At 67.4% G+C, this 20067-nt stretch carries 19 protein-coding genes; 7 read left to right on the forward strand and 12 right to left on the reverse strand.

Going from position 1 to position 20067, the window contains the following annotated elements; all coding sequences use genetic code 11:
- Positions 1-111: 111 nt before the first annotated feature.
- From xseA to PSQ39_RS06895, 4 genes are all read left to right on the forward strand, one after another.
- Positions 112-1860, forward strand: coding sequence for an exodeoxyribonuclease VII large subunit (gene xseA / locus PSQ39_RS06880; protein WP_273925963.1), 1749 nt, complete (start codon positions 112-114; stop codon positions 1858-1860).
- On the forward strand, positions 1857-2177 hold the full coding sequence (gene xseB / locus PSQ39_RS06885; protein ID WP_273925964.1) for an exodeoxyribonuclease VII small subunit: 321 nt from the start codon (positions 1857-1859) through the stop codon (positions 2175-2177). Before xseA ends, xseB begins: the two co-directional genes overlap by 4 nt.
- Positions 2178-2368: 191 nt before the next feature.
- The gene (locus PSQ39_RS06890; protein ID WP_273925965.1) at positions 2369-3178 is read left to right on the forward strand and encodes an ABC transporter substrate-binding protein; all 810 of its coding nucleotides are present in this window, start codon (positions 2369-2371) and stop codon (positions 3176-3178) included.
- A 178-nt stretch (positions 3179-3356) separates the two neighbouring features.
- Positions 3357-4727: a dicarboxylate/amino acid:cation symporter gene (locus PSQ39_RS06895; RefSeq protein WP_273925966.1), complete on the forward strand. Its 1371-nt coding sequence runs from the start codon at positions 3357-3359 to the stop codon at positions 4725-4727.
- Positions 4728-4815: 88 nt separating this feature from the next.
- On the opposite strand, the gene PSQ39_RS06900 is transcribed toward PSQ39_RS06895, so the two are convergent.
- The 6 genes from PSQ39_RS06900 to PSQ39_RS06925 all read right to left on the reverse strand — a co-directional run bounded on the left by PSQ39_RS06900 (position 4816) and on the right by PSQ39_RS06925 (position 10272).
- Positions 4816-5574: a hypothetical protein gene (locus tag PSQ39_RS06900; protein WP_273925967.1), complete on the reverse strand. Its 759-nt coding sequence runs from the start codon at positions 5572-5574 to the stop codon at positions 4816-4818.
- 88 nt (positions 5575-5662) lie between these two features.
- Positions 5663-6895 (reverse strand): ROK family transcriptional regulator, encoded by a 1233-nt coding sequence (locus tag PSQ39_RS06905; protein WP_273925968.1) that lies wholly within the window; start codon positions 6893-6895, stop codon positions 5663-5665.
- Positions 6885-7352: an RbsD/FucU family protein gene (locus PSQ39_RS06910; RefSeq protein WP_273925969.1), complete on the reverse strand. Its 468-nt coding sequence runs from the start codon at positions 7350-7352 to the stop codon at positions 6885-6887. Before PSQ39_RS06910 ends, PSQ39_RS06905 begins: the two co-directional genes overlap by 11 nt.
- Positions 7353-7386: 34 nt before the next feature.
- On the reverse strand, positions 7387-8214 hold the full coding sequence (locus PSQ39_RS06915) for an ATP-binding cassette domain-containing protein (protein ID WP_273925970.1): 828 nt from the start codon (positions 8212-8214) through the stop codon (positions 7387-7389).
- On the reverse strand, positions 8214-9164 hold the full coding sequence (locus PSQ39_RS06920; RefSeq protein ID WP_273925971.1) for an ABC transporter permease: 951 nt from the start codon (positions 9162-9164) through the stop codon (positions 8214-8216). The genes PSQ39_RS06915 and PSQ39_RS06920 overlap by 1 nt, the downstream gene beginning before the upstream one ends.
- Before the next feature lie 97 nt (positions 9165-9261).
- A complete protein-coding gene (locus tag PSQ39_RS06925; RefSeq protein ID WP_273925972.1) occupies positions 9262-10272 on the reverse strand; it encodes a sugar ABC transporter substrate-binding protein in 1011 nt (336 codons plus the stop codon).
- 174 nt (positions 10273-10446) lie between these two features.
- Between PSQ39_RS06925 and PSQ39_RS06930 the strand changes: the two genes are divergently transcribed.
- Entirely contained in the window at positions 10447-11382 is a 936-nt protein-coding gene (locus tag PSQ39_RS06930; RefSeq protein WP_337961931.1) for a carbohydrate kinase family protein, read from the forward strand.
- Positions 11383-11708: 326 nt separating this feature from the next.
- Here PSQ39_RS06930 and PSQ39_RS06935 read toward each other — a convergent pair whose 3' ends face one another.
- Together PSQ39_RS06935 and PSQ39_RS06940 are read right to left on the reverse strand one after the other, a co-directional pair.
- Positions 11709-12434, reverse strand: a complete 726-nt coding sequence (locus tag PSQ39_RS06935; RefSeq protein ID WP_273925973.1) for a response regulator transcription factor — start codon at positions 12432-12434, stop codon at positions 11709-11711.
- On the reverse strand, positions 12431-14047 hold the full coding sequence (locus PSQ39_RS06940) for a sensor histidine kinase (RefSeq protein ID WP_273925974.1): 1617 nt from the start codon (positions 14045-14047) through the stop codon (positions 12431-12433). Before PSQ39_RS06940 ends, PSQ39_RS06935 begins: the two co-directional genes overlap by 4 nt.
- Positions 14048-14252: 205 nt before the next feature.
- Between PSQ39_RS06940 and PSQ39_RS06945 the strand changes: the two genes are divergently transcribed.
- The gene (locus PSQ39_RS06945; RefSeq protein WP_273925975.1) at positions 14253-14813 is read left to right on the forward strand and encodes a hypothetical protein; all 561 of its coding nucleotides are present in this window, start codon (positions 14253-14255) and stop codon (positions 14811-14813) included.
- Positions 14814-14877: 64 nt separating this feature from the next.
- On the opposite strand, the gene PSQ39_RS06950 is transcribed toward PSQ39_RS06945, so the two are convergent.
- On the reverse strand, positions 14878-15432 hold the full coding sequence (locus tag PSQ39_RS06950; RefSeq protein WP_273925976.1) for a nucleoside 2-deoxyribosyltransferase: 555 nt from the start codon (positions 15430-15432) through the stop codon (positions 14878-14880).
- Between the two features lie 100 nt (positions 15433-15532).
- Here PSQ39_RS06950 and PSQ39_RS06955 point away from each other — a divergent pair, with 100 nt between their 5' ends.
- On the forward strand, positions 15533-16216 hold the full coding sequence (locus tag PSQ39_RS06955) for an SOS response-associated peptidase (protein WP_273925977.1): 684 nt from the start codon (positions 15533-15535) through the stop codon (positions 16214-16216).
- A gap of 15 nt (positions 16217-16231) precedes the next feature.
- Here the strand turns inward: PSQ39_RS06955 and PSQ39_RS06960 are convergent, their stop codons facing one another.
- From PSQ39_RS06960 to PSQ39_RS06970, 3 genes are all read right to left on the reverse strand, one after another.
- Positions 16232-17359, reverse strand: coding sequence for an NAD(P)/FAD-dependent oxidoreductase (locus PSQ39_RS06960; RefSeq protein ID WP_273925978.1), 1128 nt, complete (start codon positions 17357-17359; stop codon positions 16232-16234).
- Between the two features lie 23 nt (positions 17360-17382).
- Positions 17383-18936 (reverse strand): amidase, encoded by a 1554-nt coding sequence (locus tag PSQ39_RS06965; RefSeq protein WP_273925979.1) that lies wholly within the window; start codon positions 18934-18936, stop codon positions 17383-17385.
- 98 nt (positions 18937-19034) lie between these two features.
- Complete coding sequence (locus PSQ39_RS06970; protein WP_273925980.1) at positions 19035-20030, reverse strand: Bug family tripartite tricarboxylate transporter substrate binding protein; 996 nt, start codon at positions 20028-20030, stop codon at positions 19035-19037.
- Positions 20031-20067: the final 37 nt, after the last annotated feature.

Genomic DNA, 20067 nt, shown 5'->3' on the forward strand with positions numbered 1-20067 from the left:
TCGCCCAGGCCTTGCGGGGCCAGGCGCCGGCTGCCTGGCAGCGGGCTTTCATCGACCCGCAGTTCCGCCTGGGGGCTTCAGGGCCATGCAGAAGGCCGTAACATCCAGTGAATGAGCGACACCTACCTCGTCACCGCCTACGCCGACAAAGACCAGGTCAAGGCCTTGGGCGCCCGTTGGGACCCTGCGCGTCGGCAGTGGCGTGTGCCGGCCGGCATGGACCTGGCCCCGTTTGCCAAATGGTTGCCCCAAAGCCTGACCCTGACCGGGGCGGCTTCCACCGCCGACGCACCGATCAGCCCGAGCCTGGCACTGGCACCCCAGAGTCCCCCCCAGTTCGCCTTGGCCCCCAACGGGGCGCAGGGCATCCCGCTGTCACGCCTGCTCAATGGGGTGGCCCTGGCCGTGTCGGAGGCTTTTCGGGACGGGGTCTGGACCATCGTGGAAATTGTCGATGTGCGCATTCGCCAGCACGTCTACCTGGAGCTGGCCGAGCGCGACTTGAACGGCAACACCCTGGCCAAGGCCCCCGCCATGATCTGGGCCCAACAGGCCCAGCGCATCCTGCCGCAGTTCCAGCAAGCCACGGGGGTGGAGTTGGCCGCCGGGCTCAAGCTGCTGGTGCGGGCGCGGCCGGTGTTCAAGGCGCAGTACGGGTTCTCGTTGGAGATCGATGCCATCGACCCCCATTTCACCCTGGGTGATCTGGAGGCCAACAAGCGTGACATCCGCGAGCGCCTGAGCCGCGAGGGCCTGTTCCAGCGCAACCGCGAACTGCCCCCCCCCTGGGACTTCAATCACCTCCTGGTCGTGGCCCCCGAAGGTGGGGCAGGCCTGGGCGACTTCCAGGCCGAGGCCTCGCGCCTGGAGCGCCACGGCCTGTGCCAGTTCACCTATGTGTACAGCCGATTCCAGGGGGAGGGCGCAGCGCAGGAAATTCGCCAGCAGCTGCTGTCCGCACTGGCGCAGATCGGCGCCAACCACCCTTGGCAGCCAGACGCGGTGGTGCTGATCCGGGGCGGCGGCGCCGTCAACGACCTGGCCTGGCTCAATGACTACGCCCTGGCGCGCTGCCTGTGTGAGCTGCCCATGCCCGTCTTCACCGGCATCGGCCACGAGCGCGACAACACCGTGCTGGACGAGGTCGCGCAGCAGCGCTTTGACACCCCGTCCAAGGTGATTGCCGGCATTGAACACCTGATCCGTGAGCGCGCCCTCCAGGCCCGCGCCTTGTTCGAGTCCATCACCCAGCAGGCGCAGCGCACGCTGGAGCTGGCCCGCCTCAACGCGACCCAGTGGCACCACCAGGTGCAGACCGGTGCCCGGGGCCAGATCACCCAGGCCCGCAGCCAGGTGGCCAGCCACTTGAGTGAGCTGCGTGTGCAGTCGGCGCACCACCTGCGTCTGGGGGCAGAACTGGCCCAGGCCCGCCTGTCCGAGGTCAAGACCGAAGCCCGGGCGCAGCTGTTCAGCGCCCAGCGCGAGGTGCCAGCCCTGATCAGCGAGGTGCGCGCCGAGGCCCGCCAGGCCTTGCGCAGCGCACGCCTGCAAACCCGCGCCGAGCGCGACACCGTGACCGGCCTGTCTGCCGCGGTGCTGCGCCAGCAAAAAGAAAACCTGCAGCGCAGCTGGACCGAGCTGGCCCAGCAAGCGCGCCAATCGATTGCCGACGCCCGCGAAGGCAGCACCAGCCTGCTGCGCGAGATCACCGGCCAAGGCCCCAGCAAGACCCTCAGCCGGGGTTTTGCCGTGGTCCGCTCAGCCGATGGCGAGCCCATCACCAGTGCCGCCAGCGCGGCGGTCGACATCACCCTTCAATTTCACGACGGCCAGCGCGCCGCAACCCTTCTCAAGCCATGAAGCACACGTTCAAGGAATCCTACGGCGTCTTGCAGCGCCACGCCCAGACCCTGCGCGAGCAGCGCGAACCCAACATCGATGATCTGTTGCAGATCGTTGAGGAATCGGTGAGCGCTTTCAAGATCTGCCAGGCCCGCATCGATGCGGTCGAGAAAGCGCTGGAGAAGGAGTTGGGTGAGCCCCAGCCGGTGGTGGCCAGCGAGGCCCCCGCGCCCGCCCCGCGCCGGGCCGCCAAAGCGGCGGCCCAGGCGCCCGCCGCACCTGTCCCGTCCAGCCTGCCTCCGCCTGCGGTCGACGAGGACGACATTCCTTTTTGAGCCTTGGGGGCGCGGCCCGGGTCGTCCCTGCGGGGGGGGGGGCCAGGCTGGCCTCAGGCGCCGGTCATGTCGCTTGTTGGAGGATTTTCACCATGCCTTGCTCACGTCTGCCCCGGCCCAGCCCCACCGTTTGGGCCAACGGCTCTTTCAGGTGGCGCCGTTGTGCTCTGGGGCTCTTGGCCGCCTGGGCCATGACAGCCAGCGGCTGGGCGCTGGCCGCCGGCGAATCTGGGCCCGCGCCCGCCCTGGATCGCAGCTCGACCGCTTCGCTTGACCGGCAGGGCGGGGACGCGGTCGCCCAAGTGCTCGCCCCGACAGGTCGTTTGCGCGCCGTGATCAACCTGGGCAATCCCATTCTGGCCCAGCGCGACGCCCTGGGGCAGCCTGTGGGGGTGTCCGTGGATCTGGCTCGGGGCCTGGCCCAGCAGTTGGGCCTGCCCCTGGATCTGGTGGTGGTGGACGCCGCAGGCAAGTCGGTGGACGAGGTCACGCAAGAGCGCGCCGACATTGGGTTCTTTGCCATCGACCCGGTTCGTGGCGCGGGGATTCGCTTCACCGAGGCCTATGTCCTGATCGAGGGGGCTTATCTGGTGCGCCAGGATTCCCCGCTGCGCAGCGTGGCCGAGGTTGACGTGCCGGCCCACCGCGTGGTGGTGGGGCGGGGCAGCGCCTATGACCTGTTCCTCACGCGCGAGTTGAAGCAGGCCACCCTGGTGCGTGCACCGACCTCGCCGACGGTGGTGGACACCTTTGTGGCGCAACAGGCCGAGGTGGCTGCGGGTGTGCGTCAGCAGCTGGAGGCGGACGCTGCACGCCTGCCGGGCCTGCGCCTCTTGCCAGGGCATTTCATGGTCATTCGCCAGGCCATGGGATTGCCCAAGGGGCGGGGCGAGGCTGCAGAGGCCTTGTTGCGCGACTACGTGGAGCGCATGAAGCGCAGCGGCTTGGTGGCGGCCGCCCTGAAGCGGCATGGCATCAAGGGGGCTTCGGTCGCGCCCTGAAGCACCGGCGCCGGACGAGGCTGTGGGCGCTCAGATCGCATTGTGTTGCCTGTCAAGAATTCAAAATATCATCTAGATCGTGTGTGTGGGTTTCCACAATGCTGGAAAACCCTAGGCCCCTTTAGAATGCCGGACCTTTTGCTTGGGCCCGGTGGGCCCTCGGTTCGGACCTTCACACATGACAACAACTACCCAACCGCAAGCCGTGCACGCGGCTGCTGAGGCGCCCACCAAGCGCCCGCTTTACAAATCGCTGTACGTCCAGGTGCTGGTCGCCGTGACGCTGGGCGTCTTGCTGGGCCACTTCCAGCCTTCGCTGGGGGCGGACCTCAAGCCCCTGGGCGACGGCTTCATCAAGCTGATCAAGATGATCATCGCGCCCATCATTTTCTGCACCGTGGTGGTGGGCATTGCCGGCATGGAAGACATGAAGAAGGTCGGCAAGACCGGCGGCCTGGCCCTGCTGTACTTTGAGATCGTCAGCACCCTGGCCCTGATCGTGGGCCTGCTCATCGTCAACTTGGTGCAGCCGGGCAGCGGCATGCATGTGGACCCCAACACCCTGGACAGCAAGAGCATCGCGGCCTACACCGGCCCGGGGAAGATGCAAGGCACGGTGGACTTCCTGCTCAACGTGATCCCCAGTTCGGTGGTGGATGCCTTTGCCAAGGGCGAGATCCTGCAGGTGCTGCTGTTTGCCGTGCTGTTCGGCTTTGCGCTGCACAAGTTCGGCGGTCGCGGCACCTTGGTGTTTGACTTCATCGAGAAGACCTCGCACGTGCTGTTCGACATCGTCGGCATCATCATGAAGGTGGCTCCGATTGGCGCCTTTGGCGCCATGGCTTTCACCATCGGCAAGTACGGCATTGGTTCCTTGTTCAGCCTGGGCAAGCTGATGGGCACCTTCTACCTGACCTGCCTGATCTTCGTTTTTGTGGTGCTGGGCCTGATCGCCCGCCTGCATGGTTTCAGCGTCTGGAAGTTCGTCAAGTACATCAAGGAAGAACTGCTGATCGTGCTGGGCACCTCGTCGTCTGAATCGGTGCTGCCGCGCATGATGGAAAAGATGGAAAACCTGGGCGCCCGCAAGTCGGTGGTGGGCCTGGTCATCCCGACGGGCTACTCCTTCAACCTGGATGGCACCTCGATTTACCTGACCATGGCCGCCGTGTTCATTGCCCAGGCGACGGACACCCCAATGACCGTGACCCAGCAGATCACCTTGCTGGCCGTGCTCTTGCTCACCTCCAAGGGGGCTGCGGGCGTCACGGGCAGCGGCTTCATTGTGCTGGCCGCCACGCTGTCGGCGGTGGGCCATGTGCCGGTGGCTGGCTTGGCGCTGATCTTGGGCATTGACCGTTTCATGTCCGAAGCCCGTGCCCTGACCAACCTGGTCGGCAATGGCGTGGCGACCCTGGTGGTGGCGCGCTGGACCGGCGACCTGGACATGCAGCGTCTCCAAGCCGGCCTGAACAACGAAACCTGGCAAGAGGCCGACGCGCCAGAAATCTTGCTGGACCAGAAGACCGAGACCTTCGGCGGCCGCTGATCGGCTGGACAGAGCGGCACCCCCCGCCGTTCCCGGTCCGCCCCCGCTGGCGGACCCCGCCCGCCTCGTTCTGAGGCGGGCTTGCCCCTCAAAAAACGTATTGCAGCCGCAAGGTGAGCATGTTGGCCTGGCTGCCGTAGGCTTTGCCGATCAGGTAGCCCAGGTGGTAGCGCAGTTCCTGGCCCGGGCCCAGCACCAGGCTGCCCTTGACCATGGGGCCTTGACGGTGCGACTGCTGGCGCCGGGGCGACAGGTCGTCCCAGGGGCCCAACTCACCAAAGCCCATCCAGCCTGGGTGCAGGCCAGGCCGCCAGTGCTGGGCCACTTGCCACTGGTATTTGAGTTGGGTGCGGCTGGCGCGTTCGGTCTGCAGGCTGCGCTCCCAGAACAGGTTGGTGTTGACCTGGGTGCGGCCGAATTCGGTTTGCAGGGCTGGGCCGAACTCCAGCAGGCGCCCGCTTCCGGGACCTTTGTTCAAGGCGAGGTTGCTGTGCAGCGCCAGGTCAAACGGGTACTGGCCCTCGGTCAACAGCAGGTCGTTTTGCCAGTTGACCGACTCGGTCCTGACGTTTTCAGGGCGCTCGCCCACGTAGCTGACGAACAGCTCGGTGTACCAGCGGCGGGTGACCCCGTAGCCCAGGCCGATTTCAGGCCAGACGCGGGTCCGGCCTCGCTGGGGATCGACCGTCCAGTAGCGGAAGTCCACATTCATCTCGCCCGCCCCGTCATACACCGTGACCAGGTAATAACTCGGCTCGGCCTGGCTGCTGGCGCCGCTGCCCAGCAGGGCGAGCGCCAGGGCCCAGGTCAACCAGGGCGGCAGCAGAGAAGGGCGGTGGTCGCGCATGAACCCCGAGAATTGCCGAAAGACCTCTGCGGGTCAAACATTTACTTACATTTCTGAGCAAGACCCGGGGTGAGCGGGGTCTTCGGTGTCAGTCGGCGACTTTGAGGAACAGGTCGGGCGCAGGCGCAAAGTTGGCGTACAGCGGCAGCAAGGCCCCACCCAAGGCGCCGGCGTCCGAGCCGATGGTGCCGGCCAGCAGTTGCGGGCGCGCCACACCTTCCCAGCTGTAGCGGTCCAGGGCGCGCTCGGTGTGGGCCAGCAAAGCCTCCAGCAGCGTGCGGTCGAAGGCACCGTCCAGGATCACGCCGTCCAGGTCCAGCAGGCAGGAGGCGCTGTTGCTGGCCAGGGCGATGGCGTTGGCGGCCTGTTCCAGCCAGGCCTCGGTGTGTTCGCGCCAGGGGGCTTGCAAGGCGCGCGCGTCGCCGGCGGCCCGCACGTCCAGCCCCGCCGCTTGCAGGCGCTGTTCCAGCTGCATCAGTGACGCCGTGCTCAGCAACTGGGCCGGGGCCTGGCTGGCATCAGGCGCGCCCTGGGCCAGGCCCAGCGGCAGCGAGCCGATGGCCCCGGCGTTGCCGTGCAGGCCGGCGCGCAAATGGCTGTCGATGACCAGGCCGCCGCCAATGAAGGTGTCGACAAACACGTACAAAAAGGACTTTAGGTTGCGCCCGCGGCCGGCCACCAGTTCGGCCACACAGGCGGCGGCGGTGTCTTTGAGGGTGGTCGTGGGCAGGCCACAGCGCTGTTCCAGCGCCTGGCGCAGGTCGGTGCGCTCCCAGCGCTGGGCCAGGTCCTCGGGGTAGCCCAAAAGTGGCTGCCAGCCGCCCAGCGACAAGGGCGCGGCCACGCCCATGCCTTGCAGTCGCTCCGCCGCCACCGGGCCCAGGCGCTGTTTGAAGGCCTGCACCTGCTGGCAGACCTGATGGAGCACCTGCTCGGGCTCCGGGTAGGCGTGGTCGGTGCTGGCGCGTTCACGCACCTGGCCTTCAAAGTCGATCAGCAGCACGTCCAGGCGGCGCCGGCCGACCTTCACACCGATCGACCAGGCGCCTTCGGGGTTCAGGCCCAGGGGCACCGAGGGCTGGCCCACCTTGCCGCGCAGCGGGGCCTGCTTGAGCAGCAGGCCGTCCTCGATCAAGCGCTTGGTGATCAGCGAGACGGTTTGCGCGGTCAGGTGGGTCAGCCGGGCCAGCTCGGCGCCGGGCAGGGCGCCATGCAGGCGCACGGCCTGCAACAGCACACGCTCGTTGTACTGGCGCAGGCCGCCTTGGCTGGAGCCACGGGGGCGCAGGCGCGGACTGTGCGAGGCGGTGTCAGGGGACAAGGGCTTCTCCGAGAACGCCTTTTTTGAAGATGAAATTGCCATAGGGTTGCAGTTCGCCGGTCAGGACAATGGCCTGGGCCGCGCGCACCCGATCGTAAAACGCAAATCGCTCCACGGCCTCGCATTGGGCCGATTGGGCGTGGCCCTCGGCCTCCAGCATGGCGACCACGCCACGCTGCTGCGCGCTGCGGTAGCCCTCGGGCGTGCCGCAGACCTGCATGTAGGTCACGGGCTGGTCCACCGCCGCGTCCAGCGGCAGCAGGGACAAGACGGCGCGCGCGCAGCGCTCCACCGTCACGCCAGGCAGGTGCAGCACGGGCAGCGGGCCCAGGGCGTGGCGCGACAGGGACTGGGCGGTGAAGTTGGCGTCGGCGATGACGATGGCGTCGCCGTGGCCCATCTCGGCCAGCACCTTGAGCAGGTCGGGGCTGAGCAGGGGGTCTATGCCTTTGAGCATGGTGGGGCCTTGGTGTGTTTTGAGGGGGGCCGGCTCAGCCGGCCAGGCATTCGGCCGGCAGGGCCTCGGGGGCCAGGGCGCCGGTCATGACGGCCACGGTGTCGCTCATGCTGATGTGCTTGGGGTTGAGCACGGCGGCCCGCTTGCCCAGTCGCGCCACATGGATGCGGTCGGCCACCTCGAACACATGCGGCATGTTGTGCGAAATCAGCACCACGGGCAGGCCCTGGTCGCGCACGCGGCGGATCAGCTCCAGCACCATGTTGCCTTCTTTGACGCCCAGGGCCGCGGTGGGCTCGTCCATGATCACCACATGCTGGGCAAAGGCCGCCGCACGCGCCACGGCCACGCACTGGCGCTGGCCGCCCGACAGGGTCTCCACCGCCTGGGTCATGGATCGGATGCCTACTTTCAGGTCCTGCATGCGCGCGATGCTCTGGGCCAACATCTCTTTCTTGTCCAGGCGACGCAGCAGCGCGCCCTGCCAGCCGGTGCGGCGCAGTTCGCGGCCCAGGAACAGGTTTTCGGCGATGGTCATGGCGGGGGCCACGGCCAGGTCTTGGTAGACGGTCTCGATGCCGGCGCGGCGCGCGTCCATGGGGCTCTTGAACTGCACCGGGCGGCCGTCGAGCAGGATCTCGCCTGCATCGGGCACGGTGGCGCCCGACAGTGCCTTGATCAGCGAGGACTTGCCCGCGCCGTTGTCACCGATCACGGCCAGGATTTCGCCGGCGCGAAGGTCGAAGTCGGCGCCGTCCAGGGCGGTGACCTGGCCGTAGCGTTTGACCAGGCCGCGGGCCTGCATGACCAGGGGCGCGGCGCTGGCCGACGACGTGGGTGTGGTGCTTGGTGTGTGGCTCATCAGCGGGCCCCCTTGCGCGAGAGTTGATCGGTGGCCACGGCCAGGATGACCAGCATGCCGGTGATCAGCACCTGGTAGATGGAAGACACGCCCATGAGCGTCAGCCCGTTGCGGAACACGCCCACGATCAGCGCGCCCACCAGGCTGCCCAGCACCAGGCCGCGCCCGCCAAACAGGCTGGTGCCGCCCAGCACCACGGCGGTGATGGCGTCCAGGTTCTCGGTCTGGCCCGCGTTGGGGTCGCCCACCCCGGTGCGCGCCACGCTCAGCAGCGCGGCCAGGCCATAGCACAGGCCGGCCATCACGTACACGCCCAGCAGCACGCGCTGGGTCGGGATGCCGACCAGGCGGGTCGCCTCGGCGTTGTTGCCCACGGCATAGACGTGGCGGCCGGCCGCGGTGTCGCGCAGGACAAACCAGGCCAGCAGGTACAGGCCGATCATCAGCAGCGCGCCCCAGGCGAACTCGGTCTGGCCCAGGCTGAAGGTGTTGCCCAAGGCGGTCAGCATCGGCGGCAGGTCGGTCACCGTCTGCGAGTTGGAATACAGCTGGGTGATGGCAAAGGCGATGTTCATGGTGCCCAGCGTGACGATGAAGGACGGCAGCTTGATGCGTGTGACCAGCAGGCCATTGAGCAGCCCAAAGGCCGTGGTCGCGGCCACGCCGCACACAATCGCCAAGGGCGCGGGCAGGCCCAGTTCGGTGGCGAACTTGCTCATCACGATGCTGCCCAGGGCCATCACCATGCCGCAGCTCAGGTCGATGCCTGCGGTCAGGATGATCAGGGTCTGGCCGATGGCGATCACGCCCACCACCATCACCTGCTGCAGGATCAGGCTGAAGTTGCCCGCGCTCAGAAAGCGGTCGCTCTGGGTGGCAAAAAAGAGGCAGGCGGCCAGCAGGGCCACGAGTGGCCCCAGCGTGGCCAGGGGCAGCAACTTGTCTTTCACGGGGATTCCTTCCTGAGGGGTGACGCCGCCACAGCACGGGCTTGGGCTGGCGGCGACAAGGGGCGCTGCGGGTGAGCGCCTGGCACGGGGCCGGGTTTTACTTCTTGCCCCAGCACAGATCGGTGCCGGTCTTCACGCTTTGGCTGTCCACGCCGGGCTGGGCGTTGGCCGAGATCAGGGTGACGCCGGTGTCGGTGTAGCCGCTGGGCTTCTGGCCGGTCTTGGCGTAGGTGACACCCGCTTCCACCCCCAGGGCGGCCATCTTCAGCGGGTACTGCTGGCTGGTGGCGGCAATCACGCCGGCGCCCACGTCCTTGATGCCCTGGCAACCCCCGTCCACGGAGACGATGACCACGCCCTTGTCCTTGCCCGCTTTCTTCAGCGCATTGAAGGCGCCGGCCGCGGCAGGCTCGTTGATGGTGTAGACCACGTTCACGTCCTGCACTTTTTGCAGGCAGTTTTCCATCGCGGTCTGGCCCTTGGCCTGGTCACCGTAGCTGTCGGCCATGCAGACCACGGCGGCGTCCTTGCCGAGTTCATTGCTTTTGGCGTCCGGCGCGTTCAGGCCAAAGCCCTTGAGAAAGCCGTTGTGCCGCTGGGCGCCCACGGGGTGGCCAGGGAACAGGTCCAGGGTCACGATGCGCGCCGGCTTGCCAGCCAGGGCCGCACGGGCGTACTGGCCGATCAGCACACCGGCCTTGTAGTTGTCGGTGGCGAACAGCGCGTCGGTGCCGTCCAGCGGGTCGGTCGGGCTGTCCAGGGCGATCACCAGCACGCCCTTGTCGCGCGCCTTCTTGATGCTGGGCACGATGGCTTTGCTGTCGCTGGGCGTGATCAGGATGGTCTTGGCACCCGCGGCGATCATGTTTTCCATGGCCGTGACCTGGCCAGCGTTGTCGCCATCGGTCTTGCCCGCACCGGTCAGCAGCTTGGCACCGGCGGCCTTGGCCGCTTCGGCAGCACCTTCCTTCATCTTCACGAAGAAGGGGTTGGTTTCGGTCTTGGTGATCAGGCCGATCACCGGCTGGCTTTGGGCCTGGGCCCCACCGGTGGCGAGCAAAACAGCAGTGGCGGCAGCGGCGGCGATCAGGGTCAGGGCAGGGCGCATGAGGGTCTCCTTGTTGTGTGAACGGGTCAGCGCAGACCGCACAGGGCGGCACGGAGCAGATTCTGGCCAGCGGTGTTTAATAAATCAAGTGGATTGATTAATGGTTTTCCCCATGTTCGAGGCGCGGCTGGGCTGCGATGCTCGGGGCCTGTTTGGCGGCTGTGGCCGCGAAGGATGCACAAGATGATGGTGGTCAGCGGTGAAGCCCTGATGGATGTTTTTGCAGCCGGTGACACGCCCACCGGCCTGATGATGGATGCCCGCATTGGCGGCTCGCCGCTCAATGTGGCGCAGGGCTTGGCACGGCTGGGCCAGCGTGTGGCCTTTTTTGGCGGCCTGAGCCAGGGTTTCCTGGGCGACCGGCTGCTGCAGGCTTTGCAGCAAGAGGGCGTGGACACCGGCTGCGTGCAGCGCCTGGACGCCCCCACCACACTGGGCCTGGTGGGACTGGACGCACAGGGTGTGCCTTCGTATGCGTTTTACGGCGAGGGCGCCGCCGACCGCCTGCTGCCCCTGGCTGCGGTGGACGGTGTGCCCGCGGCCCAGGCCTACCACTTTGGCTCCTACGCCATGGTGGTCGAGCCCGTGGCCAGCACCCAGCGCGCCCTGGTCGAGCGTGAGCACACCCGCAGCCTGATCGCCTACGACCCCAACATCCGCCTCAATGTCGAGCCTCACCTCGCGCGCTGGCGCGACACCCTGGCCTGGATGCTGCCGCGCACCCATTTGCTCAAGGTCAGCGACGAGGACCTGGGCCTGCTCTACCCCGGGGCTGACCCCGCCGAACTGGCTGCCCAGTGGCTGACCCAAGGCGTTCGCCTGGTCGTGGTGACGCGCGGCGGCGAGGGCGTTTGGGCCTGGACGGCACAGGGCCGGCATGCCGCGCGCCCAGCCCAAGCCGTGCCAGTGGTCGACACCGTCGGCGCGGGCGACACCTTTCAGGCGGCGTTGTTGACCACCCTGGCCGAACGCAGCCTGTTGAGCCCCGGCGGCCTGGCAGCGCTGTCGGCGCCCGTGCTGGAAGCGGTGCTGGACTTTGCCGCGCGGGCGGCCGCCATCACCTGCTCGCGCCGGGGCGCAGATCTGCCCTACCGGGCCGAGTTGGCTTGAACTGAAACCAGCGCCTGCCAACGTGGGTGACTGCGAGGGCTTGTTCGATGCGAAGCTCCGGGGACGGAAATCACACCTGAACACCGCCATCGCGCCGAGCACGGTCTTTCAAAGCAAGGTGGCAAGGTCAGTTTGACCCACCTGCAGGTGGTCAACGCCATGCGCTAAGGTGCCGAGCACGGCTGAAGATGGCTCAGGCGACTGAAGGGCGACAGACGCACCTTCTCTCGCTTCGAGAAGCTCGGTTCAAGGTTCCTGGGATTTCTCGGCTTCGCATGGGTTGCTGAGGGTCTTCGCCGTTTGTGTTGACCCGCCCTGGCTTCCGACTACTCCTCCAGACGCACCTCGCCGATGTCTTCGAGGCGGTAGCCCAGCCCGCGCTGGGTGTGTATCAGGGGACGTGGGCTGCCCTCGTCCACCTTGCTTCGCAGGCGACGGATGTAGACATCCACAATGTTCGTCATGGGGTCCTCGTTGGTGCCCCATACATTGGCCAGAATCCGCTCGCGGCTGAACAAGCGCCCGGGCGCTGAAAGGAGCAGCTCCAAGAGAGCCAGTTCGCGGGCGGTCAGTTTCAGGACTTGCCCCGCGCGCTTGGCCTTCATGGTGCGTGTGTCCAGCACCAGGTCGGCAACGACCAACTCTTCTCGTGGCAAGGGCTGTTGGCGGGGCCCCCTGCGCGCCAGCGCCTCGATGCGTGCCAGCAGTTCTTCGAACTCAAAGGGCTTCACCAGATAGTCATCCGCCCCAAGTCGCAAGCCGGCAACCCGGTCTTCCAGGCTGCCCAGGGCGGTCAACATCAAAATGGGGATCGGAACCAATGCCGCGCGCAGTGTTTGGCAAACCTCCAGACCGCTCATGCCGGGCAGCATGACATCCAGCAACATCACCGTCCCCACGCCGTCGGTGGGCGTGTTGCGGACAGCCTCCCGGGCCATCATCAGCCCATCCGGACCATTTCGAGCGACTTGCACCCGATAGCCCTCTGCGCGCAAACCGCGATCCAGAAAGTCCGCGATGCGCGCATCATCTTCCACCAGCAAAATATTCATGTCTCATGCCCCGCCTGGTCAGCGGGGAGCAATGGCAAAGTCAGTCGGGCCGTGGTGCCTTGTCCTTGGGTACTCTCCAACACGATATCGCCGCCGTGTGCACGCGCCAGCACCCGCCCGATGGACAAGCCCAGCCCACTCCCTTCCGCACGATGCTGGCGCGCCGACGGGCTGCGGAAGCTTCGCTCAAACACCCGTGGCAGGTCATCTGCGGCGATCCCGATGCCGGCATCTGCAATGCGGATGATGCAGTAGGCGGGTTCAGCCGATACGCACTCCACGCTGACCGTGACACGGCCACCCTGGTGGGAATACCGTATCGCGTTGTCGAGCAGCAATAGCAGCAACTGGCGCAATCGAAGCGGGTCGGCCAACATGCGCATGTCGGCTTGGGTGGACGCCTGGGCGATGACTTCCACGCCACGTTCATAGGCCAGGGCCGCGGCCTGCATCACCACCTCGCGCATGGACTCTGTCAGGCTCAGGGGCGTGCGATTGAGGGCGAGCACATCCATGTCGGAGCGGGCCACGGTCAACAAATCGTCAATGACGGCACCGAGCTGGCGCGCGGTGCTCACAATGCGACGCAGTGCGTCACGGTACTCCGCTTCATCACGCTGCTGGCCCCGCAAAGTGATCTCCGCCTCCCCCAGGATGACGGTGGTCGGCGTGCGCAACTCATGACCGATGTCCGCAAACAACTGCCGCCTGCGCGTGTCGACTTTTTGCAGCGCCTCCAAGGCGTTCTGCAGGTCCTCGGTTCGGGCTTTCACCAGACTTTCCAATTGTTGCCGGGCTTGAACTTCGCGCTGCCGGTGCTCTTGCAACTCCATGGCCATGGCGTTCATGCTGTTGGCAACGGCCGCAAACTCATCCGCGCCAGTCCAGCGTATGCGGTGCGCCAGGTTGCCTTGCTGGAGTTCCAGTGCCCCCTGCGTGAGCGCGTTCATGGGCCGGCGCAAGGCCCTGGCGAACTGAATGGCCAGCAACAGGGTCAGCAAGGCGATGCTCACCGCCACCGCCAGCCAAAGCCGGCGCATCCAAAGCAGCGCCTGATCAGCCCCCTTGCGTTCCCGTGCGACCGCCGCCAATTCCCGCTCCATGCTGTCTGCCAGCAGCCGTCGCAAATCACGGCCTCGTGAACTGTCAAACAAATCAGAGGCGACCCGCCAGGCCATGCTGGCGTCCGTACCGGCCGACATGGGCGTGACGTTGGATGCAGCGGCCTCCAGCGTCGTGACGCTTTCCTCCAGCACGGCAAGCGCTTCCTCCCGCTGCAGGTGCTCTGAAAGCGTCAACGCCTCGCCCTGGCTCAGGGCAGTCGCCTGGGCCGACAACAGATGCAACTGACGCAGGTTTTGACGCATGTCCGCCAAGTATTTGTCCCGTAGCACGTGATCGGCACCGGTGCTCAACTTGGCCTCGGTGAACCAGGCCCGCAAACGCAGCTTGTTGATGGTGAGCTCTTCAAATCCTTGGCGCAGGTCTGAGGCCACGCGCCCGCGCAGGACATGCTCATTGGCCACATTCAAAGCCCATACGGCCACCAGCCCTTCCAGGATGGCGGCACCGGCCAAGGCGGCCAGGGCAAAAGACAGCTTGCGAGCGAACATCCCTCCATGATGGCGCATCTGGACAGCCTCGCAGGCCGGCGGAAGATTAACTTCAGATGAACCACTTTGCGGGGCTGTCATCTCAGGTTCATGTGGATTTCATGGTGCGCTCATGGAGCGTTCAGTACCCGTTCAAGTGCGCACGCTTCAATGGCCCGGTCGGCGCAATGTCGCTCCGACCAGACATCATTTGGAGCCTTCGTACATGAAATTCGCTAAGCAAGCCCTTCTCGTCACCGCCCTGGCTTTCGCCGGCTCGGCTTTCGCACAGACACCTGTCACCAACGCCGCCATCAACGAAACCGAAGTTCTGGCGGCCCAGAAGGCTTGGGGAGACGCGCTGGTGGCGATCAGCGAGGCAAACGTCCAAGGCGGCCCAACTGCCGCCAAGGCACTGGCCGAAAAAGTACTGGATGGCGCCTATGGCTACAACCTGGGCCCCGTGCTGTTCAAGCCCACCCTGACGCAAGCACCACAAACTTTCCGGACCACACGCGCCGGAGCCCTGGCCTACTTTGTGGGCGGCGACGCCAACTACCCCACGGACACCGGGTTCGCCCTGAAGGGCTGGAAGAAGGTGGAAATCAGCAATGCCGCCATTCTGTTGGCAGGCAATACCGCCACCACCATGGGCAATGTCAGCTTCACTGACAAAGACGGAAAAGTGACTGTGGTGGACAAAACCTGGGAATTCAAGAAGGACGATGCTGGGCGCCTGCGCATTGTGGTGCACCACTCTTCCTTGCCATTTGCAGCAGGCAAGTGATCCCGCAGGGAAGCGCCGGGGCGCCCTGGCCGAGCTGGCCTGAACTGAAGCCAGCGCGGGTGACTCAGCCCGGGCTGCCTCCTGCGTCGAGCAGGCGGCGCACCACCAGCAAGGCCGCGCGCAGGCCCTGCAAACCGTCTTCGGCCCCATAGGCCACAGCGCTCAGGCTGTGCGCCAGCATGAGGTTGAGCGGCAGGCCAAAGTCCTCCACCGTGCAGCCATCGGCATCCACCCCTGCCTGGTGCTGGCCAGCCATGCGCTCGATCAGGCTGTTGGCTTGCGGCAGGTAGCCCACCACGGGCTTGCCCAGGGCCAGCGCGAACGAGGCCTCCCACACCGTGCCGCTGTCGGGCTCAAAACCGCGAAAGTCGCGCAGGTTGGCCACCACCGCGTCGGCGCTTTGGATCAGCTGGCGGTTGGCCTGGTAGATGCGCAGCGACAGCGGTGTGGCCTCTGTGTCGCTCAGGTCGCCATCGAGCGGGTACAGGCCGACCAGGCCCAGGCTCGCGCACAGGGCCTGCATCTGGCGTCCGCGCTCGCGCGCCTCGGGGTAGAACACATCGGGGCCGGCCAGGTAGATGCGGGGGGCGGGGCGGGGGGCAGACGAGGGCAAGGTCATCCGCCAAGTATCCGCCGCCCCAAGCGCCTGCATGGGGGCGGGGACGACCATTTTTCGACCCGCCCAGGGGCCGGCCTCGGGGCCGCTAACATCGCCGCCCATGTGTGCCCATTTTGAAGCGGTCTACGACCCCGAGCGCCTGCGCAAAACCTTCAAGCTGACCTTGCCGGAGGGCGGTCGCCGGGACGTCTGGCCGTCCTACCCCGCGGCCTTCATCCGCTACCCGCGCCCCTTGACTGCGCCCGCTGCGGCGGCGCCAGCGGAGGAGGTCGGGGGCGGGCGCGAGGCCTTGCTGGGCCGCTTCGGCCTGATCCCCCACTGGGCCAAGGACGCCGGCGTGGCGCGCCACACCTACAACGCGCGCAGCGAGACGGTGGCCAGCAAGCCCAGTTTTCGGGATGCCTGGCGCCTGGGCCGGCGCTGCATCGTGCCTGCCGAGGCGATTTACGAGCCCGACTGGCGCTCGGGCAAGGCCGTGCCGACGCGCATCGTGCGCGCCGACGGCGAGCCTTGGGCCTTGGCGGGTTTGTGGACCGGCTGGCGCGACGCCAGCGGCGCGGTGCAGCGCAGCTTCACCTTGTTGACGGTGAACGCCGACCAGCACCCCTTCATGAACCAGTTTCACCAGCCCAACGAAGAAAAGCGCATGGTGGTGGCCCTGCGCGAGGCCGACTTCAGCACCTGGCTGCAGGCCCCGCTGGCCCAGGCGGCGGCCTTGGTCTGCGCCAGCCCCGCCGGGGACTGGCGGGCTGATGAGGGCGAGCCAAGCCCTGCCCCGGCCTGACAGCCAGGCCGGCCCTCAGGCGCGCAGGCGCCGGGGGCTGAGGCCTTCGACATCAACGCCAGCGGCAACCAGCTCGTCCACCGGTTCGCGCAGGATCAGCTGGCGCGCCAGCAGCGAGGCGCCGGCCGCGCTCTGGATGCCATAGCCGCCTTGGGCAGCCAACCAGAAGAAGCCCTCCTGGGCCGGGTCCCAGCCAATCACCAAGTCCCCGTCGGACACAAAGGAGCGCAGGCCGGCCCAGGTGTGGGCTGGGCGGCGGATTTGCAGGGTGGTGGCCTCTTCGATGTGAAAGATGCCGGTGGCGATGTCCAACTCTTCGGGCACCACGTCGTGGGGATGCGTCGGGTCGGCGTTGGCGGGCGAGCCCAGCAGTTGGCCGGCGTCGGGCTTGAAGTAAAAGGTCTCGTCAATCCCCACCACCGCTGGCCAGGCGCTGCAGTCCAGGCCGGCCGGCGCTGGGAAGGTGAAGGCGCTGCGCCGGCAGGGCTGCAGGCCGATCGGGGCCACGCCGGCCAGTTCGGCCAGCGCATCGGCCCAGGCACCGGCGGCATTGATCAGCTGGTGTCCTTGCACGGGCTCACCCTGGGCCAGGTCGACCTGCCAGACCCCGGCCTCGCGGCGCAAGGCCACGACTTCGGCGTCGCAGCGCAGCGTCACGCCGCGCTGGCGTGCACCGCGCAAATAGCCTTGGTGCAGCGCGTTCACGTCCAGGTCGGCCGCCAGGGGCTCGGCCATGCCCGCCACCGCAGCCTCGGGGCGCAGGACGGGCACAGCGGCCAGCAGCTCGGCCTGGCTCAGTTCGCGCACATTGGGCGACTGAGCCCGTGCGCTGGCCAGGGCCTGGTCCAGCAAGGGGCGTTGCTCGGCGCTGGCGATGTAGACCACGCCGCGCGGCGACAGGATGGGGTGCGGGCCAAACACCTCGGGCGGCGCTTCGTAAAAGGCCCGGCTGGCCCGGGTCAGGGCCTGGATGTTGGGCGTGCCGTAGGTCTCCATGAACATGGCCGCCGAGCGCCCGGTGCTGTGGTAGCCGGGCTGGGATTCGCGCTCCAGCAGCAGCACGCGGCCGCGCTCGGCGAGCTGCCAGGCCACGGAGGCGCCGGCAATGCCGGCGCCGACGATCACATAGTCATAAGTCGACATGGTGTCTCTCGGGGTCATGGGCATCAGACGGCCGACACGGTGCCGGCGCTGGCCGCCCGGCCGTCCAGGCGGGGCAGGCCCACGGCGTCGCGCGCGTCGGGGGCGGCGGTGACGATGGAGGTCAGGGCGGGTTCGGCCGGTTTCAGGCGCGACAGATCGGGGCGCGGGCGTTGCAGGCCCTCGATGCGGGCGAAGGCGCTTTCCAAGGCCTGGCCCGTGCCCAGCGTGTGGTGGTCGGCGCGGAAGCGGCCAATCACCTGCAGGCCAAAAGGCATCTGGGCGTGGTCCAGGCCACAGGGCAGGCTGAGCGCGGGGTGGGTGCTCAGGGTGCTGACATAGGTCAGGGCCAGCCAGCGGTAGTAGTTGGACTGCGCTTCACCATTGATGTGGCTGGCGTACAGCTCGGTCCAGGGGAAGGGCGAGACCGGGGTGGTGGGCGCCAGGATGATGTCGAAGTCGGCAAAGGCCTGCTGGAAGCGGCCCAGCAAACGGGTCTGCTCGGCCTGCGCCCAGGCGCTGTCGAGCAGGCTCATGGCCGCGCCCATCTCGTAGTTGGCGCGGGTGTTGGGGCCCAGGCTGGCGGGGGCGCGTTGGTAGGCGTCGCTCAGGCTGGCCACAAAGGCCTCGGCGCGCAGCACGTCAAAGCACTTGTGGGCTTCACCCAGCTCGAATTTCACCTCGTCGCAGCTGGCGAACAGGTGCTTCATGGCGGCGACTTTTTCGCGGAACACACGGCGGATGTTGTCGTCCACGGCGCAGGTGCCAAAGTCTTCCGTCCAGCCCACGCGCAGGCGGCTCAGGTCGACGTCGGGCGGGACCAGGAAGCTCATCGGGTCCAGCGGGTAGGTCAGCGGGTCGCCCACCGACACGCCGGCGCTGGCGGCCAGTTGCAGGCAGGCCTCGGCCACCGTGCGGCCCATGGGGCCGACCACCGAGATCGGGGTCCAGCCCAACAGCTTGCGCGAGCTGGGCACCACGCCGGGCGAGGGGCGAAAACCCACCACGCCACACTTGGCCGCCGGAATGCGCAGCGAGCCGCCGGTGTCCGAGCCGGTGCACACCGGCAGCATGTCGCAGGCCAGGGCGGCAGCGGAGCCGCCCGAGGAGCCCCCCGCGTTCAGGTTGGAGTTGAAGGGGTTGCCCGTGGCGCCCCAAACCACGTTGCGCGAGTTGGCGCCCGCCCCCATTTCGGGGATGTTGGTTTTGCCCGCGACGATGGCGCCGGCCGCGCGCAAGCGCGCCACCAGCACGTTGTCGGCGCTGGGGATGTTCTCGCGGTAGATGGGCGAGCCATAGGTGGTCAGCAGGCCCTCGGTGGCCTCCAGGTCTTTGACGCCGGTGGGCAGGCCGTGCAGCAGGCCCAGGTGCTGGCCTTGCATGACGGCTTGTTCGGCCGCGCGGGCTTCGCTGCGCGCGCGGTCAAAGCAGGTCGCGGTGACGGCGTTGACCAGCGGGTTGACGGCGTCGATGCGTGCGATGCAGGCGTCCAGCAGTTCGACGGGCGACAACTGGCGCGCGCCGATCAAGCGGCGCAGTTCGGGGGCGGTCAGTTCGACCAGGGTGGTGTCGTGGGCCATGGATGGGTCTCCAGGAGGCAGGGAATGGGACGGTGGGGGGCGCACCGGTGGCAAGCCGCTGGGCGACGACCCGCCAGGGGGGCGCCGCCCGTCGGCAATCAGTCTAGTTTGATCTGGGCGCGCTGCGCGATGGCGCGCATGCGCGGCAGTTCGGACTCGATCAGGGCGGCGGTGCCGGCGGCCGAGACGTGCTGCGGCTCAAAACCGACTTCGACCAATTTGGCGCGGGTTTCGGGGTCGGCCACGACATCGGCCAGGGCCTTTTCGAGTTGGGTCTTGACGGCCGGCGGCAGGCCGCGCGGCGCCACGATGGCCAGCCAGGTGTCCATGTCGAGGTCGGGGTAGCCGCTCTCGGCCAGCGTCGGCACCTGGGGCAGCAGCGAAGAGCGCTTGGCGGTGGTCACCGCAATCGCCTTGATCTTGCCGCCCTTGAGCTGAGGCAGGGCCGCCGACACGGTGTCGACCGTGAACGGGATCTGGCCACCCATCAGGTCCACCATGGCCGGGGCGCTGCCCTTGTAAGGCACATGCAGCAGCTTGGTGCCGGTGGCGTAGAGGATCATTTCAGCGGCGAAGTGCGAGGTCGTGCCACTGCCGTAAGAGCCGTACGAGAAAGTGCCTGGGGCGGCCTTGGCGGCGGCCACGAATTCCTTCACGTTGTTCACCGGCACGGCCTTGTTGGCCAGCAGGATCAAACCGGTGCGGCCCGCGATGCCGATGGGCTCGAAGCTCTTCACCGGGTCGTAGGGCAGCTTGCTCTGGATGGCGGGGTTGACCGTGAAGGTGGTGCCCGAGCTGACCAGCAGCGTGTAGCCGTCGGCGGGCGCCTTGGCCACATAGCTGGCCCCGATCACCGTGCCAGCCCCGGCGCGGTTGTCGATGACGACGCTCTGGCCCAGCTTGTCGGACAGCTTTTTACCGATCAGGCGGCCGAGGATGTCGGTCGAGCCCCCGGGCGGAAAGGGGATCACCAGGGTGATCGGCTTGGCGGGCCAGGCGCCTTCCGTGGCATGGGTCAGGGCGGGCCAGGTGGCGGCGCTCAAGGCGCTGGCCAGGGCCAGCAGGGGCAACAGGGGGCGGGTGCGGTTTTTCATGAGCGGCTTTCGGGGGGGGCGGGGTGGGGAAGGGGGG

It is taken from the genome of Curvibacter microcysteis (assembly GCF_028649455.1).
Lineage (GTDB): Bacteria > Pseudomonadota > Gammaproteobacteria > Burkholderiales > Burkholderiaceae_C > Curvibacter > Curvibacter microcysteis.

Coding starts and splice junctions, on each gene's coding strand:
- xseA (WP_273925963.1), top strand. CDS start 112: ATGAGCGACACCTACCTCGTCACCGCCTACGCCGACAAAGACCAGGTC.
- xseB (WP_273925964.1), top strand. CDS start 1,857: ATGAAGCACACGTTCAAGGAATCCTACGGCGTCTTGCAGCGCCACGCC.
- PSQ39_RS06890 (WP_273925965.1), top strand. CDS start 2,369: ATGACAGCCAGCGGCTGGGCGCTGGCCGCCGGCGAATCTGGGCCCGCG.
- PSQ39_RS06895 (WP_273925966.1), top strand. CDS start 3,357: ATGACAACAACTACCCAACCGCAAGCCGTGCACGCGGCTGCTGAGGCG.
- PSQ39_RS06900 (WP_273925967.1), bottom strand. CDS start 5,574: ATGCGCGACCACCGCCCTTCTCTGCTGCCGCCCTGGTTGACCTGGGCC.
- PSQ39_RS06910 (WP_273925969.1), bottom strand. CDS start 7,352: ATGCTCAAAGGCATAGACCCCCTGCTCAGCCCCGACCTGCTCAAGGTG.
- PSQ39_RS06915 (WP_273925970.1), bottom strand. CDS start 8,214: ATGAGCCACACACCAAGCACCACACCCACGTCGTCGGCCAGCGCCGCG.
- PSQ39_RS06925 (WP_273925972.1), bottom strand. CDS start 10,272: ATGCGCCCTGCCCTGACCCTGATCGCCGCCGCTGCCGCCACTGCTGTT.
- PSQ39_RS06930 (WP_337961931.1), top strand. CDS start 10,447: ATGCACAAGATGATGGTGGTCAGCGGTGAAGCCCTGATGGATGTTTTT.
- PSQ39_RS06935 (WP_273925973.1), bottom strand. CDS start 12,434: ATGAATATTTTGCTGGTGGAAGATGATGCGCGCATCGCGGACTTTCTG.
- PSQ39_RS06940 (WP_273925974.1), bottom strand. CDS start 14,047: ATGTTCGCTCGCAAGCTGTCTTTTGCCCTGGCCGCCTTGGCCGGTGCC.
- PSQ39_RS06945 (WP_273925975.1), top strand. CDS start 14,253: ATGAAATTCGCTAAGCAAGCCCTTCTCGTCACCGCCCTGGCTTTCGCC.
- PSQ39_RS06950 (WP_273925976.1), bottom strand. CDS start 15,432: ATGACCTTGCCCTCGTCTGCCCCCCGCCCCGCCCCCCGCATCTACCTG.
- PSQ39_RS06955 (WP_273925977.1), top strand. CDS start 15,533: ATGTGTGCCCATTTTGAAGCGGTCTACGACCCCGAGCGCCTGCGCAAA.
- PSQ39_RS06960 (WP_273925978.1), bottom strand. CDS start 17,359: ATGTCGACTTATGACTATGTGATCGTCGGCGCCGGCATTGCCGGCGCC.
- PSQ39_RS06965 (WP_273925979.1), bottom strand. CDS start 18,936: ATGGCCCACGACACCACCCTGGTCGAACTGACCGCCCCCGAACTGCGC.
- PSQ39_RS06970 (WP_273925980.1), bottom strand. CDS start 20,030: ATGAAAAACCGCACCCGCCCCCTGTTGCCCCTGCTGGCCCTGGCCAGC.